Source organism: Enterococcus sp. DIV2384, assembly GCF_050534975.1.
Classification (GTDB): domain Bacteria; phylum Bacillota; class Bacilli; order Lactobacillales; family Enterococcaceae; genus Enterococcus; species Enterococcus faecalis.
This window is the reverse complement of record NZ_CP172905.1, coordinates 1-16301: the sequence shown is the minus strand read 5'-3', so window position 1 is coordinate 16301 and position 16301 is coordinate 1. Positions and strand designations below refer to the sequence as shown.

The window sequence follows — 16301 nt, the reverse complement described above, 5'->3', positions numbered from 1 at the left end:
CGTTCCCTTAAAAATCTGCTTAAATTTGTGCCCAAACGCTTTCTAAAACGTTCGTTTGGTTACGGTCTGGACCTACAGAGAATGTTGAAATGCGCACACCAACTAATTCTGAAATCCGATGCACATAGTTACGAGCATTAGCTGGTAAATCAGCTAAAGTTTTGCAACCAGTGATATCTTCAGACCAACCTGGTAATTCTTCATAAACTGGTTTACAGCGGCTTAATTCTTTTAAGCTTGCTGGATAATGATAAATTAATTCACCATCAAGTTCATAAGCTGTACAAATTTTCACCGTTTCTAAACCACTTAACACGTCAATCGAGTTTAATGACAAGTTCGTAATCCCTGATACACGTTTTGAATGACGCATAACTACTGAATCAAACCAACCGACACGACGCGGACGTCCTGTTGTTGTTCCGTATTCTTTACCGACACGACGAATGGTTTCTCCTGTTTCATCAAATAATTCTGTTGGGAATGGGCCGTCACCGACACGTGAAGTGTACGCTTTGCAGACACCAACCACTTTATTAATTTTTGATGGACCAACGCCACTACCGATAGTTACGCCACCAGCTACTGGATTAGAGGAAGTAACAAATGGATAGGTTCCTTGATCGATATCCAACATGACACCTTGTGCCCCTTCAAATAAAACCCGTTTTCCAGCATCTAATGCATCATTTAAAATAACCGAAGTATCTGTAACATATTGTTTAATTTGTTGTCCGTATTCATAGTATTCTTCAAAAATATCATCAAATTCAATGGCTTCGCTATCAAACATTTTAACGAATTGACGATTTTTTTCTTCTAAGTTAATTTGCAAACGTTCCGCAAAAATTTCTTTATCCAATAAATCAGCGATACGGATTCCCACCCGTGCTGCTTTATCCATGTAGGCTGGGCCAATTCCTTTAATCGTTGTCCCAATCTTGTTTTCACCTTTCGCATCTTCTTGCAATTGATCCAATTTAATATGATACGGCAAGATGACATGGGCACGATCTGAAATACGTAAATTATCAGTGGCAACATTATTTTCTTTTAAATAAGCTAATTCTTTTACTAAAGATTTTGGATTCACAACTACGCCGTTACCAATTACACTAATTTTTTCTTTATAGAAAATCCCTGAAGGAATTAAATGTAATTTATACGTTACGCCGTCGAATTTAATGGTATGTCCGGCGTTATCTCCGCCTTGGTAACGAGCGATCACTTCTGCATTTTCACTTAGAAAGTCTGTAATTTTTCCTTTACCTTCGTCGCCCCATTGCGTTCCAACAACTACTACTGATGACATTCGAACACCTCGTTCATAATTTTTTTGTCCTGAATCATTGTACCAGTAAAACCAGTCCCTTTCAAGGGTAAAAATCGAATATTCTTTCACAATCAAAAGCGTTTCTGTCAAAAATACGAACATTTTTAGTTATGTTTTTGTAAAACAATAAAATATACGAATATTGTTCGTGTTTTACTCTCTGATTTTAATCCCTTAATAAGCAAAAAAACGAACTCAAAAAATGAGTTCGTTTTTTTAAAATTCTGTCCTCGGCGAAAGCGAAGAAAATTTATTATATTCTTTAATGAAAAGTAATTCGACCGTTCCACGCGCACCACTACGGTTTTTCTCAATGATGACTTCTACAACATTGTCAACTTCTGGTGGCTCATGATCACCGTCTTCTCCTTCACCACGATCGTAGTAATCATCACGATAAAGAAAGGCAACGATATCGGCATCTTGCTCAATGGAACCTGACTCACGAATATCACTTAACACAGGACGTTTATCTTGACGTTGTTCCACGCCACGAGAAAGCTGTGACAAAGCGATAACTGGGACTTTTAATTCTTTCGCTAATTTTTTTAATTGACGTGAAATATCAGAAACCTCCTGTTGGCGGTTCTCTTTTCCAGTTCCTTCAATCAATTGTAGGTAGTCGATCAAAATTAGACCTAAGTTGCCTTTTTCTTGTGCTAATTTACGACATTTCGCACGAATTTCGGTAATTTTAATCCCTGGTGTGTCATCAATATAGATATTCGCACGGGACAAACTACCCATCGCAATAATTAAGTTTTGCCATTCTTCTTCAGATAATTGCCCTGTTCTTAAATGGCTGGCCTCAATGGATCCTTCTGCACAAAGCATCCGGTTCACTAATGATTCTGCCCCCATTTCTAAACTAAAAATAGCGACAGCTTTATCTGTTTTGGTGCCGACATTTTGGGCAATATTTAATGCAAAAGCGGTTTTCCCTACCGCTGGACGGGCCGCTAAAATAATTAGCTCTTCCGCTTGCAAGCCGGCAGTCATTTTATCCAATGCTTGATAGCCTGTAGGTAAACCAGTAATCTCTTCATCATTTTGGTATAATTGGTCAATATTCGCAATAGTTGTATTTAGAACATCTGAAATTGATAAAAAGCCACTACGATTCCGCTTTTCGGAGACTTCTAAAATGCTTCGTTCTGCATCATCCAAAATAGATTCAACATCTTCACCTTGCTCAAAGCCTTTAGTTACAATCTCTGTAGCGGTTTGGATTAAGTTGCGCAGCAACGATTTTTGTTCAACAATTTTTGCATAATAAATGACATTGGCAGCTGTCGGCACAGCTAAAGCTAAATCTGACAGATAACTTAGTCCACCAACATCTTCTAACAAATTCTCTTGTTCTAGGCGATCTTTGATTGTTACCACATCAATCGCTTCATTTCGGTCGCTTAAGGTCATCATCGTTTGGAAAATCAACTGATGACTACGACGATAGAAATCTTTAGGTTCCACATATTCCATCGCTTCTATTAGCACATCTGCATCTAAGAAAATAGAACCTAAAACGGCTTGTTCCGCTTCAATATTTTGTGGCGGTACCCTATCTTGCAATAATTCATTCATTTTGTTCTCTCCCACGATGTCTTACTTTCTGGTTCATTTAGTCTATCCATTTTAACACAATTTCATTAAAAAAAGTACATTTTTTCTCTGCTGATTTCTCTATTTTTAGTTCACTTTCCAATTTTAAAAAATATACAATTAATAAAAATATAATACTTTTGTTAATTTAAAGTTTTGTGCATTTGATTTTTAAATATTATAAAAAATAATTTGAGTAATTTATTTTGCATAAAAAAGAAGCCGGGGAAATCGGCTTCTTTTTTATCGATTGTATTATTCCGCTACGACATGAACCTTAATTTTCGCTGTAACTTCATGATGTAGTTTGACTGGTACGTTAGTGTAACCTAGAGAACGAATTGGGTTGGCTAATTCGATTTTGCGTTTATCCAATTTTACATTGTATTGTTTGTTTAAGGCTTCTGCAATTTGTTTTGAAGGAATTGAGCCAAATAAACGGCTATCTTCTCCAGCTTTTGCCTTGATCTCTACAACAGTCTTTTCATCTTCTAAAAAGGCTTGCATTTCTTTTGCTTGTGCTAAAACTTCTGCTTCATGTTTTTCTTGGGCTTTCTTTTGACCCGCTAATGCACTCATGCTCCCTTTATTGGCTTCTTTCGCATAACCATTTTTAATTAAAAAGTTTTGGGCGTAACCAGTTGGCACTTCTTTTACGTCCCCTTTTTTTCCTTTTCCTTTAACGTCTTGTAAAAAAATGACTTTCATTTCCTTCACTCCTGTTCATACATTTCATTAATATTTTGACGAATTACATCAAGTAGTTGCTCTTTTACTTCTGCTACTGTTACGTTTGATAATTGTACTGCCGCATTAGTAAAGTGACCGCCACCACCTAAATTTTCCATAATAATTTGGACATTAATTGAACCATTACTCCGAGCACTAATGCCAATCTGTTGATCCGTCCGCTTGGTAATGACAAATGCTGCATTAATCCCTGCCATAGAAAGTAATGTGTCCGCTGTTTTGGCAGCTGTGACACTATCATATTCTTTGTCTTCACTCCCGGCAACAACGACGGTATCTTTTGTGACATATTCGCTTTTAGAGATTAAGTTGTTCATTTCCAGATAGCTTGTAAGATCAGAACTTAATAGATATTGTACTAAAGATGAGTCTGCTCCACAAGTTCGTAAATAACTAGCCACATCAAATGTTCGCGCCGTCGTTCGTGTATTGAAACTTTTCGTATCAACCACAATTCCCGCCAACATCATGGTTGCTTCAAAGGCCTGCAGTTTATTTGCGCTATTACTTTGGTATTCGATCAATTCTGTGACTAATTCTGAAGCAGAAGAGGCAGAAGATTCAATATAAGAAAGCAAAGGTTTTGCTGGAAATTCGTCTCCTCGTCGATGGTGATCAATGATTACTACTTTATCAAAACGCTCATAGAGCTCTTGTGAGATCGATAGAGACGGTTTATGGTAATCTACCATAACTAATAAGCTACTTTCTTTCTTGCGCTTCATGGCCTCTTTAGGACTAATAATGCGCTCTTCTAATTCTGGGTACTCTTTAATCGCCTCTAACACTCTTTTGACATCGGGAATGATTTCATTTTCATCTAAAACAATCCACGCTTTTCGATTATTAAACGAGGCTAAACGAGCAACACCAAATGCTGAACCTAACGCATCCATATCTGGATAACGATGGCCCATAATATAGATGTCAGCAGATTCCGCAATAATTCCCTTAATTGCCATGCTCATTGCGCGAGAACGTACTTGGGAACGTTTCGTCGTTACTGCCGTTTTTCCACCAAAAAATAACGGCTTCGCTTCATCTTTGGCTTCTTTTACAACCACTTGATCGCCGCCACGTACTAAAGCTGTATCTAGGTTTGTTTGAGCCGTGGTCCCGGTTTGATCTAAGGTTGGCCCCCCATAAGCAATCCCCATGCTTAACGTAATGGCTACTTCATGGTTAGCTGATTCCTTACGGATCGTATCCAAAATAGAAAATTTTTCGTCCATCATTTTTTGAATATCTTCCCATTGGGCAATGAAAAAATAACGTTCTGCGTTGATTCGCTTATAAAAAACTTTGTATTGGTCCATCCAATCAGAAACCATCGTCGTAATGAAACTATTCAAATAAGAAATTTCTTTCTCGTCCATTGTATCGGTGACATCATCATAATTATCGACAGACACAATGCCAATAGCCGTTTGCATTTCGACTTTTTCTTGATACAAATTACTTTCTTTAGTGATATCTTCAAAAGTAATTGTATGTTGTTCTTTATTGACGCTAAAGCGATAGGTATTTTCGTCAATCGTAAAAATATCTTGGTTTCGTTCTGCTAATTCTAAATAAGACGTAACTTGGCTAGCGGTTAACGTTAGCTGATTGTCTTTATTAAAAATAGAAGCAGCATAAGGATTAAGCCATTCTACCGCGCGTGTTTCCCCGTTATACGTAATAATCCCCACAGGTACTTCATTCACAACATAATCCAACGATTGTTCAGCAATGGAACTTGCTTCTTGAATCTTTTCTACGTTCGTAATTTCTACATCTCTAATCAACAGCCGAATAACCACTAAGAGAAAGATATCTAATGCGATAATTACCGCCAATAGCAGCCATTTATTTGTTAGTAAGAAATAGAGGAGAAATTCTACTAAGAGAAGACCCACAACAATTAAGAAACCGTTTTTTTGAATTCTCTTCTTTTGCATTTTTTTGCCTCCAATCTTTCTGCAGACCTTTGAGGCGACTTGTTCCAACGAGCGTATTGCTCTGGTGATTCACTAGTTATTTCATCCCTTATTTTATCACAAAACACTTCATTCTGCGAACCTTGTTATGTTTCACGTGAAACACTAGTCAAGATAAAAAAGAACCAAAGAGCAAGCTCTTTGGTTCTGGAAATTGTCATAAAATTATTGTTCGTCACTAACGAATGGTAATAATCCCATGATACGTGCGCGTTTAATAGCAATCGTTAATTTACGTTGGTTTTTAGCGCCAGTACCTGTAACACGACGTGGTAAAATTTTGCCACGTTCTGAAATGAATCGTTTTAACAATTCAGTATCTTTATAGTCGATGTATTCGATGTGGTTTGCTGCGATGTAGTCGACTTTCCGACGTTTACGTCCGCCTCTTCTTTGTTGTGCCATTCTTGTTCCCTCCTATCAAATTCGTTTAGAATGGTAAATCATCATCTGAAATGTCGATAGATGAACCTGAGCCACCAAATGGATCAGAATCTTTATCGAAATCAGGCATACCGTTATTGTTTTGCGACTGAGAAGATGATGGATTGAAACTATTGTTGTTGTTATTAAATCCAGAACCGGCATTGTTATTACCAAAGCTACGATTTTGTGATTGATAACCATTTTCGTTGTTATTAAAGCTACCGCCGCCAGTTCCTCTTTGTTCTGAAGCAGAACGAGATTCTAACAATTGGAAGTTTTCACAAACCACTTCAGTTACGTAGACACGTTGACCTTGTTGGTTCTCGTAGTTACGAGTTTGAATTCTTCCGACAACACCTAATAATGTACCTTTACGGGCATAATTAGCCATTGTTTCTGCGGGTTTACGCCAAATCACACAGTTGATAAAGTCTGCTTCACGGTCACCATTTTGATTCGTAAAGTTACGGTTTACAGCAAGTGTAAAGGTCGCAACAGCTGAACCACTAGCGGTGTAACGTAAGTCAGGATCTTTTGTCAATCTTCCGACTAATACAACGTTATTAATCATTCAAAACATCTCCTTTCGTCAATAAATGTTTCATGTGAAACAAATTATGCTTCTACCTTCACGATCATATGACGGATAATATCGTCATTGATTTTTGCTAAACGATCAAACTCGTTGATTGCGCCAGCTGTTGATGGAGAAGTAACATTAACGATATGATAGATGCCTTCACGGAATCCGTTCATTTCATATGCTAAGCGGCGTTTTTCCCAATCTTTAGATTCGATAACTTCTGCTCCGTTATCTTTTAAGATTGTGTCGAAACGTTCTACTAAAGCAGTTTTTGCTTCTTCATCAATGTTCGGACGAATAATGTACATGATTTCGTACTTCGTATCTTGACTCATTGATTTTCACCTCCCTATGGACTTCAAGGCTCTTAGTTGGCTAAGAGCAAGGAGAACATACCTAAAAAGGTAGTTCACAATCTCTAATTATATGCTAATTGATGGACAAAAGCAAGAAATAGTTTTGAAAAGCCCCAATAAAAAAGTTTCGCCAACTGGCGAAACTTTTTTATGTTATTCTTCTGTTTCTGATGTTGTTTCGTTTTCTGTTGTTTCTACAACTTCAACGATTTCTTCTTCCACTTCTTCTGGTTCTACAACAGCCATTGTTACCACTTTGGCACCATCTTCCATTCTCATTAAACGAACCCCTAATGTTGCGCGTCCTGTTTGAGAAACAGAATCAACGTTAAAGCGGATAATGACGCCTTTGTTCGTAATCAATAAGATATCTTCATCACCATTGACCGTGGTTAAACCAGCTAATGGACCATTTTTCTCAGTGATATTTGCTGTCTTAATCCCTTTACCGCCACGTCCTTTAACTGGATATTCAGAAGCTTTTGTACGCTTACCATAACCATTTTCAGTAATGACTAGGACTTCTTTATTTTCATCCAGAATCGCTGCGCCGACCACATAATCATTTTCGCGGAGACGGATTCCACGAACACCTGATGCTGTCCGGCCCATATCACGTACAGTATTTTCATCAAATGTGACAGAGTATCCTGCATGTGTTCCGATAATCATCTTCTGATTGCCATTAGTCGTTACCACGTTAACTAACTCATCATCTTCTTTTAAGCTAATGGCGATTAATCCATTACTACGGATATTAGAAAAGGCTGTTACGGCTGTCCGTTTGACGGTTCCTTTTAAGGTTGTGAAGAACAAGTATTTACCTGCTTCCGCTTTGCCCTCAACAGAAATAATCGCTTGAATTTTTTCTGCAGAATCAATTCCCAGTAAGTTAATCACTGGAATTCCTTTTGCTGTTCTACCGTATTCAGGGATTTCGTAACCTTTTGCTCGGTAAACTTTCCCAGTGTTCGTAAAGAATAATAACGTGTCATGTGTTGAACAAGAAACTAGGTTTTTCACGAAATCATCATCATGAACGCCCATGCCTTGGACACCACGTCCGCCGCGGCGTTGCGCCCGGAATTCGGAGTTTGCCATCCGCTTAATGTAGCCGTTATTGGTTAATGTAATCACGACTTCTTCTTCTTCGATTAAATCTTCATCTTCAAGACTTAGGACTTCACCTACTAATAATTCTGTGCGTCGTGCATCACCAAATTTTGTGCGAACGTCATTTAACTCTGTTTTAATGATTTCAATGACGCGTTCTGGGCGGGCTAAAATGTCCTCTAAGTCCGCAATGAATTTCAATAGCTCTTGATATTCATTTTCAATTTTGTCGCGTTCTAAGCCTGTTAAGCGGCGTAAACGCATATCTAAAATCGCTTGCGCTTGACGATCTGAAAATTCAAAGCGTTCAATTAACGTTGCTTTTGCTTCGTCATCTGATTGTGATCCACGGATAATGGCAATGATTTCATCGATATGATCTAAGGCAATTCGTAGACCTTCTAAAATATGCGCCCGTGCTTCTGCTTTGTTTTTGTCAAAAATCGTCCGGCGAGTAATGACTTCTTTTTGGTGCTCGACGTAATTTTCTAAAATACGTTTCAAGCTTAAAATTTTCGGTACGCCTTTTTCGATGGCTAACATGTTAAAACCAAAAGATGTTTGTAAGGCAGTCATTTTGTACAAGTTGTTTAACACAACAGAGGCACTCACATCTCGACGAACATCGATGACAATCCGCATGCCTTCACGAGAAGATTCATCCCGCAAATCAGTAATTCCTTCAATCCGTTTATCTCTGTGTAATTCAGAAATTCGTTCGATTAATTTGGCTTTATTCACCATATAAGGCAATTCAGTTACTAAAATACGTTCTTTTCCATTCGGCATTTCAGTCAATTCAACTTTTGCACGAACAGTAATCGAACCTTTCCCTGTTTCATATGCTCGGCGAATCCCTGATTTCCCCATCACTAAACCGCCTGTTGGAAAATCTGGTCCAGGTAACACTTCCATCAATTCATTCGTCGTTACATCAGGATTGTCCATCAATAAACTTGTTGCATCAATCACTTCACTTAAATTGTGTGGTGGAATGTTTGTTGCCATCCCCACCGCAATCCCCGTTGTTCCGTTAACTAGTAAGTTTGGAAAACGAGCAGGTAAAACTACTGGTTCTTGTTCTGAATCATCATAGTTTCCTTGGAAATCGACTGTATTTTTGTTAATATCTCGTAGCATTTCTAAAGCAATTTTACTCATACGTGCTTCGGTATAACGCATAGCGGCAGCGCCGTCACCATCGACAGAACCGAAGTTTCCGTGGCCGTCAACTAACATAGCCCGATAACTAAAAGGTTGTGCCATCCGCACCATTGATTCGTAAATCGCACTGTCCCCATGGGGGTGATATTTACCCATAACATCCCCAACAATCCGGGCTGATTTTTTGTGTGGTTTATCAGGGGTTACCCCTAATTCGTTCATTCCATATAAGATTCGGCGATGAACAGGTTTTAAACCGTCACGAACGTCAGGTAACGCGCGGGCTACGATAACACTCATTGCGTAGTCAATGAAAGATTCTTTCATTTCGCTGGTCAGATTGACGTCTTGAATGTTTTCTTTAATTTCTTCACTCATGAATTTTTTCCCCTCTAAATATATGTTCTAGCGTCTCTTACAACGTTGCGACACATTAAATATCCAAGTTTTTCACGTAATGGGCATTTTCTTCGATAAACGCACGACGTGGTTCCACACGATCGCCCATTAGCATTTCAAAAATTTGGTCAGCTTCAATGGCATCATCGACACTCACTCGCGCCATTAATCGTTTTTCTGGGTCCATTGTTGTTTCCCAAAGTTGGTGATCATCCATTTCACCCAAACCTTTGTAACGTTGAACACTTGGTTTTGGTGAAGCAGGTAATTCTTCTAACACTTTTGCTAGTTCCTCTTCAGCATGTTTGCCCGGTTGAACGTAGGTGATGTTTTTCCCTTGTTTCACACCATATAGTGGTGGTTGAGCAATATACACATAACCAGCTTCAACAATTGGACGCATGAAGCGATAGAACAAGGTTAATAACAACGTTCGAATATGCGCACCATCGACATCGGCATCGGTCATAATCACTAGTTTGTGATAACGTGCTTTAGAAACATCGAAATCTTCGCCGAAGCCTGTTCCCATAGCTGTAAATAATGACCGAATTTCTTCATTGGCTAAAATTTTATCCATGCTGGCTTTCTCGACATTCAAGATTTTCCCACGAATTGGTAAAATGGCTTGGAATTCACGGCTACGTCCTTGTTTTGCTGAACCGCCGGCCGAGTCTCCTTCGACGATAAATAATTCGCATTTTTCCGGATCTTTACTTGAGCAATCAGCCAGCTTCCCTGGCAAGTTGCTAATTTCTAACGCGCCTTTACGACGGGTGACTTCACGGGCTCTTTTAGCGGCTAAACGAGCTTTTGAAGCCAACATGCCTTTTTCGACAATTTGTTTGCCGACTGTTGGGTTTTCCATTAAGAATTTTGTAAAGTATTCTGAGAATAAACGATCCGTAACGGTCCGTACTTCTGAGTTCCCTAATTTCGTTTTCGTTTGTCCTTCAAATTGAGGATCTGGATGTTTGATGGAAACCACTGCGGTTAAACCTTCACGAACATCTTCCCCAGTTAATTTTTCATCGTTTTCTTTCATCAATTTTTGTTTACGTGCATAGTCATTAATCACACGTGTTAAAGAAGTTTTAAAACCAGATTCATGCGTTCCGCCTTCATAAGTATGAATATTGTTGGCAAAACTTAAAATATTTGAGTGGTAGCCATCTGTATACTGCATTGACACTTCCACTGTAATATCTTGTTGCTCTCCTTCAATGAAGATTGGCTCTGGGAAAATAACGTCTTTATTGGCATTTAAATGCTCAACATAACTCTTAATCCCGCCTTCATAGTGATACTCTTTTTTATCTTCTTGTCCTTCACGACGGTCTTCAATTGAAATGTGTAAGCCTCGATTTAAAAAGGCTAATTCACGAACCCGTGTTGCTAATTTATCAAAATCATAAACGGTTGTTTCTGTAAAAATTTCAGGATCTGGAATAAAGTGAACAGTAGTTCCGTGACGATCCGTTTCTTCGATAACTTTTAGGTCATCAACAACCGCACCACGACGATATTCTTGGTAATACACTTTGCCATCTTTATAAACACGAACATCTAAACTGGTCGATAAAGCATTAACAACAGAGGAACCAACACCGTGCAAGCCACCTGATACTTTATAGCCGCCACCGCCAAATTTCCCGCCGGCATGTAGCACTGTAAACACTGTTTCCACAGCTGGGCGACCTGTTTTGGCTTGAATCCCGACTGGAATTCCACGACCATCATCGATAACAGTAATACTATCGTCTGGTTCGATAATTACTTGAATTGATTTAGCAAATCCTGCTAAGGCTTCGTCGATAGAGTTGTCAACGATTTCCCATACTAAGTGGTGTAACCCTTCGCCACTAGTAGAACCTATGTACATACCAGGACGTTTCCGGACAGCTTCTAAGCCCTCCAAAACTTGAATCTGACTAGCGTCATATTCTTGCGCACGTTCTCTCATGTTTTTTTCTTCTTCTGTCATGTCGCTGAATTCCTTTCTATCTTGCCTTGTTGAACATAAAAAATATCTGGTTCAACTGTTAGCTTGTCTTTTATGTGATCTAAACTAGTTGTCGTTAAGAACGTTTGAACTTTGCCTTCAATCGTTTCTAACAAGTGAATTTGACGTTCATTATCTAATTCACTCATGACATCATCTAGTAATAACACAGGATATTCTCCTGTTTCTGAATGCATCAAATCAATCTCTGCCAATTTAATACTTAAAGCTGTCGTTCGCTGTTGACCTTGTGAGCCATACGTTTGAACATTTTGACCATTGACAATAAATAGCAAATCGTCACGATGAGGGCCTAAAAAAGTATTCGCTTTAAACAATTCACGCTTACGATTGTTCATTAATTGTTGGAGCAATTGATTTTGAAGTGCTTCTAAGGAAAGATCCGTGTTGTCAATTGGGATGCTTGATGCGTAGTCAATGGTGAGCGTTTCGCGTCCATGACTAATTTTTTGATGGAGTAAGTTTGCCCAGTGTTCTAATTTTTTAAGAAAACCTAACCGAGCGTATAGAACTTTCCCGCCAAATTCAGCTAGCTGCTCTGTCAAAATATCGAGATAAACAGTATCTGTTTGTTTCTTTTCAGCTAGTTGTTTTAGGTATTGGTTCCGTTGCTTTAAAACAGACTGATATTGGACAAGATCATAAAGATAAATAGGACTCACTTGTCCGAGTTCCATGTCAATAAATTTCCGGCGGACTTGAGGTGAGCCTTTCACCAAAGATAAATCTTCTGGGGCAAATAAAATAACATTCAGTTGCCCAATGTACGCACTGAGCCTTTTTTGCTCAATGTGGTTAACCTTGGTTTTACGTCCTTTGTTGGAAATTAAAATTTCCAACGGCACGGTGCCTGTCTTTTTTTCAACCACACCGCTAATTTTAGCTGCTGCTTGTTCCCAGCCAATTAATTCTTTTTCATTGCTGGTTCGATGACTTCGTGTCATTGCTAGAACATAAATGCTTTCTAACAAGTTGGTTTTTCCTTGGGCGTTTTCGCCTAAAAAAAGATTTAACGTTTTTGGAAAATCTAAGCTGACTGTTTCATAATTACGATAATGCTGAAGTGTCAGCTCATTCAGCCGCATCGTCGGACTCGTTTCCGTTTTTCACCATAAAAAAAGTACCTTCTTCAGGTATCTCAATCATCATGCCCGCATAAAGTTTCCGTCCGCGACGATTTTCCAACTCGCCATCAACAAACACGCTATTGTCTGCCAAATACCATTTGGCTTGGCCGCCACTACCAATGACGTTGATTTCTTTAAGAAACTGACCAAGCGTTATATACTCAGTTGCTAAAACAAACGTTTTTTTCAATGTGCATCCCTCTTTTTTCTAATACGTTCTCATATATATTATACCCTTTTTCATAAGAGAAAACAAATTTATCTGTCTAATTTTCATTCTAAGCAATTTTAATTCTAAATGACCGAAAATATTATTAGGATAAAAAAACTCTTAAAAAGCATTTTAAAACGGAAATTGATATTTTCTTGAGAAAAAAGGGGCCTGATTTGGCAGAAATGACGAGTAGCGTTTAACTAAAAAACAATTAGGGGTAACTCAAAAGACAAACGAAGAGGGCGTGCATTGAAGAAAAGTAGCTTGTAGAGGTCTGAGCGTCGTTTTAAGCAACGTGAACTTCTTTCACTAGGAAATATTCATAAAAAAATGAACAGCCCTTAAACGAAAAATTAAAGGGCTTTTTTCTTTATCCCCGAAAAAAAAGGCAGAATTTATTCGTCAAACGATAGTTCAAACATTCACAATATAATTAGCGTAAAAGCTATTGCGATTTTAAAAAGCTTATCTAGCAGCGTTTATCGGCTTTAAATAGACGACAAAAAAGAACCTTCGGCGATCATAGTGATTTTCCGAAGGTCTTTTTTAAACATGATTAATTTGTACGAACCGGTGTAATTAGTTGAATGAAATCTAGTTCTGTTTCGGTTGGCTCCAATGTAAACGGACGAATTGGAGAAAGGAATTTCACGGTAATATTCATATCGCCAAACGCTCGCAACGCATCTTTCATATAATCTGGGTTGAAAGAAATATCCAACGCTTCACCAGAAACATTTTCATAGTTTAACGCTTCTTCGACTTTTCCAATTTCAGGTGAATTTCCATATAAAACAACAGAATCTGGTGAAATTGAAAGGCGAACAATATTGTTACGTCCTTCATGAGAAAGTAAAGAGGCACGTTCGATTGCTGAAAGCAATTCTGGTACATAAAATTCAATTTGCGTGTTATGGCTAGTTGGAATTAAACGGTTGGTATCAGGATAATTTCCTTCTAACAAACGAGAATAGAAGTACATTGTTTCTGTTTTAAATAGCACTTGGTTTTCCATAATGCTGATTTCAACCATTTCTTCTTCATTGGTTAATGAACGAGAAAGTTCAGTTAAACTTTTTCCTGGAATTACAATGTTAAAGTCTTCTACTGCTTGTTCTGTCGGGATCACACGTTGACTTAAACGATGTGAATCTGTTGCAACGGCAAGTAATTTTTGATTTTCTAAAATAAAGTGAACCCCAGTTAAAATTGGACGACTTTCGTGCATCGATACAGCAAAACCTGTTTCACTAATAATTTTTGTCAATAAATGAACAGGTAATTTCATTTGGTTTTGAGTATCAATTACTGGTAAGTGCGGATAATTGTCAGCATCTAATCCATTGACCGTAAAATCAGCTTTTCCTGAAGTAATTGCAACTTGATTGTTATCTAGAACTTCCATTGTGAACATATCTTCTGGTAATTTACGAATAATTTCGCCAAAGAAACGAGATTGTAAAACGATGCTACCTGTGCGTTCAATGGTCATTTGAGCTTTTTCATCGTCTTTACTTAAAAAACTTTCAATTGAAATATCCGCGTTACTCCCAGTAAGTGATAAGCCATCTTCTGATAAGACAATTTTAACACCTGTTAAGATTGGAATCGTTGTTTTAGAAGAAATTGCTCGTTGAACAGTTTGTAATTCTTGTAAAAAGACACTTCGTTTGACCGTTAATTTCATAATGTAAACTCCTTTTTAAGTATTTTCAATACGTTCTAATTTTGTACGCCACTGTTTTGTATATTATATATAAATAAATAATAAAAGTAATAGGGCATGTTGATTCTGTGGAAAAGTCAAAAAAGCATTGATTTTACTAAGTTATCCACTTGTGTATAAGTTGTGGATAACTTTGTTCTTTTTTGTTTAGTTTTCCACATCCTAAGAGTTCAATAAATTTTTAATTTCACTGACTTCTTTTTGAATCGCTGGATCTTTTTCCAATAATTGCTGAATCTTTTCGTGCGCATGAATCACCGTTGTATGATCTTTGCCGCCAAATTCGGCACCAATTTTTGGCAAGGAATTGTCGGTCATTTCTCTAGCAAGATACATTGAGATTTGACGAGGAACCACAATTGTTTTCACCCGTTTTTTCCCTTTTAAATCCTTAAGAGGCACATGATAATATTTGGATACTTCTTCTTGAATTTGTAAGATGGACAATTGATTTTTACTACCAACTGATTTTAGAGATTTCAAGGCGTCCGCCGCTAAACTAGTGGTAATATCTTCTCCATTAATAGTTGCAAAGGCTTGAACGCGGACCAAAGCACCCTCTAATTCACGGATGTTGGAATCGATTTGACCAGCGATATAACTTAGTGTATCATCCGGAATTTCTAAACGCTCGGCATCTGCTTTTTTGCGCAAAATTGCAATCCGTGTTTCTAAATCAGGCGGGGTGATATCGACAGACAAACCCCAAGCAAAGCGAGAAACTAATCGTTCAGGTAATTTTGGAATATCATTCGGCGGGCGATCACTTGTTAAAACAATTTGTTTATTTTCATTGTAAAGATCGTTGAAGGTATGGAAAAATTCTTCCAATGTTGCTTCTTTTTCCGCCAAAAATTGAATATCATCGACTAATAATAAGTCAACATTGCGATATTCTTTCCGAAATTGTTCGGATGTCTTTGTTTGAATTGAGTTGATAAATTCATTCGTAAACGTTTCGCTACTAACATATTTGACTTTGGCATCTGGTTGATTCACTAACATTTGATGACCAATGGCATGCATCAAATGGGTTTTCCCTAACCCTACACCGCCATAGAAGAAAAGGGGATTGTAAATCGAACCCGGATCCTCGGCAACAACAAGCGCTGCAGCGTGAGCCATTTGGTTTCCTTTACCAATAACGAAGGTGTCGAAAGTGTACTTAGGATTAAGCATCGCTTTTTTACTTTGTTCACTAAAAACAACTTCTTCTTCGGTAGGTTCTTCGAGTTCTTGTGCCAGTGCTGCGTCTTTTTCATCGGCAACAACAAAATGGGGCATCACTTCTGCACCGGTCAATTTAAATCCAGTTTCGACAATTTTTGCCGAAAGATTTTTTTCCCAGTAATCACGATGAACTGCAGAAGGGACTTCTAGCCACAATTGATTGTTGTCTAATTTCAAAGGGCGTGTGGTTTTAATCCAAGCATCAAAACTTGGCGCCGACAAAATCGCTTGATAGGCTTCTTCAAGGCTATGCCAAAAACTTTCCACGTCGGGCAT

At 38.1% G+C, this 16301-nt stretch carries 13 protein-coding genes; all 13 read right to left on the bottom strand.

Translation table 11 applies throughout. The features are described from left to right. Positions 1-19 precede the first annotated feature (19 nt). The 13 genes from IGK54_RS00065 to dnaA all read right to left on the bottom strand — a co-directional run bounded on the left by IGK54_RS00065 (position 20) and on the right by dnaA (position 16301). Positions 20-1312 (bottom strand): adenylosuccinate synthase, encoded by a 1293-nt coding sequence (locus IGK54_RS00065; RefSeq protein WP_002359213.1) that lies wholly within the window; start codon positions 1310-1312, stop codon positions 20-22. Between the two features lie 237 nt (positions 1313-1549). After that, entirely contained in the window at positions 1550-2917 is a 1368-nt protein-coding gene (dnaB, locus tag IGK54_RS00060) for a replicative DNA helicase (protein ID WP_002381331.1), read from the bottom strand. 273 nt (positions 2918-3190) lie between these two features. Continuing rightward, positions 3191-3643 carry a 50S ribosomal protein L9 gene (gene rplI, locus IGK54_RS00055; RefSeq protein ID WP_002356023.1) on the bottom strand — a complete coding sequence of 151 codons (453 nt, stop codon included), beginning with the start codon at positions 3641-3643 and terminating at the stop codon, positions 3191-3193. 5 nt (positions 3644-3648) lie between these two features. Beyond that, complete coding sequence (locus tag IGK54_RS00050; protein ID WP_002363542.1) at positions 3649-5673, bottom strand: DHH family phosphoesterase; 2025 nt, start codon at positions 5671-5673, stop codon at positions 3649-3651. Positions 5674-5829: 156 nt separating this feature from the next. After that, entirely contained in the window at positions 5830-6069 is a 240-nt protein-coding gene (rpsR, locus tag IGK54_RS00045; protein ID WP_002356021.1) for a 30S ribosomal protein S18, read from the bottom strand. A gap of 25 nt (positions 6070-6094) precedes the next feature. Further along, on the bottom strand, positions 6095-6661 hold the full coding sequence (gene ssb / locus IGK54_RS00040; RefSeq protein ID WP_002364599.1) for a single-stranded DNA-binding protein: 567 nt from the start codon (positions 6659-6661) through the stop codon (positions 6095-6097). A gap of 44 nt (positions 6662-6705) precedes the next feature. Then, positions 6706-7008 (bottom strand): 30S ribosomal protein S6, encoded by a 303-nt coding sequence (rpsF, locus tag IGK54_RS00035; protein WP_002356019.1) that lies wholly within the window; start codon positions 7006-7008, stop codon positions 6706-6708. Positions 7009-7182: 174 nt separating this feature from the next. After that, positions 7183-9684: a DNA gyrase subunit A gene (gene gyrA, locus IGK54_RS00030; RefSeq protein WP_002361457.1), complete on the bottom strand. Its 2502-nt coding sequence runs from the start codon at positions 9682-9684 to the stop codon at positions 7183-7185. 55 nt (positions 9685-9739) lie between these two features. Continuing rightward, positions 9740-11689, bottom strand: a complete 1950-nt coding sequence (gyrB, locus tag IGK54_RS00025) for a DNA topoisomerase (ATP-hydrolyzing) subunit B (protein ID WP_002359210.1) — start codon at positions 11687-11689, stop codon at positions 9740-9742. Next, positions 11686-12813 (bottom strand): DNA replication/repair protein RecF, encoded by a 1128-nt coding sequence (gene recF / locus IGK54_RS00020; RefSeq protein WP_002356016.1) that lies wholly within the window; start codon positions 12811-12813, stop codon positions 11686-11688. The genes gyrB and recF overlap by 4 nt, the downstream gene beginning before the upstream one ends. Next, positions 12800-13045 (bottom strand): S4 domain-containing protein YaaA, encoded by a 246-nt coding sequence (gene yaaA / locus IGK54_RS00015; protein WP_002356015.1) that lies wholly within the window; start codon positions 13043-13045, stop codon positions 12800-12802. The genes recF and yaaA overlap by 14 nt, the downstream gene beginning before the upstream one ends. 580 nt (positions 13046-13625) lie before the next feature. Further along, positions 13626-14756 carry a DNA polymerase III subunit beta gene (dnaN, locus tag IGK54_RS00010; RefSeq protein ID WP_002356014.1) on the bottom strand — a complete coding sequence of 377 codons (1131 nt, stop codon included), beginning with the start codon at positions 14754-14756 and terminating at the stop codon, positions 13626-13628. 201 nt (positions 14757-14957) lie between these two features. Then, positions 14958-16301, bottom strand: coding sequence for a chromosomal replication initiator protein DnaA (gene dnaA / locus IGK54_RS00005; protein WP_430603089.1), 1344 nt, complete (start codon positions 16299-16301; stop codon positions 14958-14960).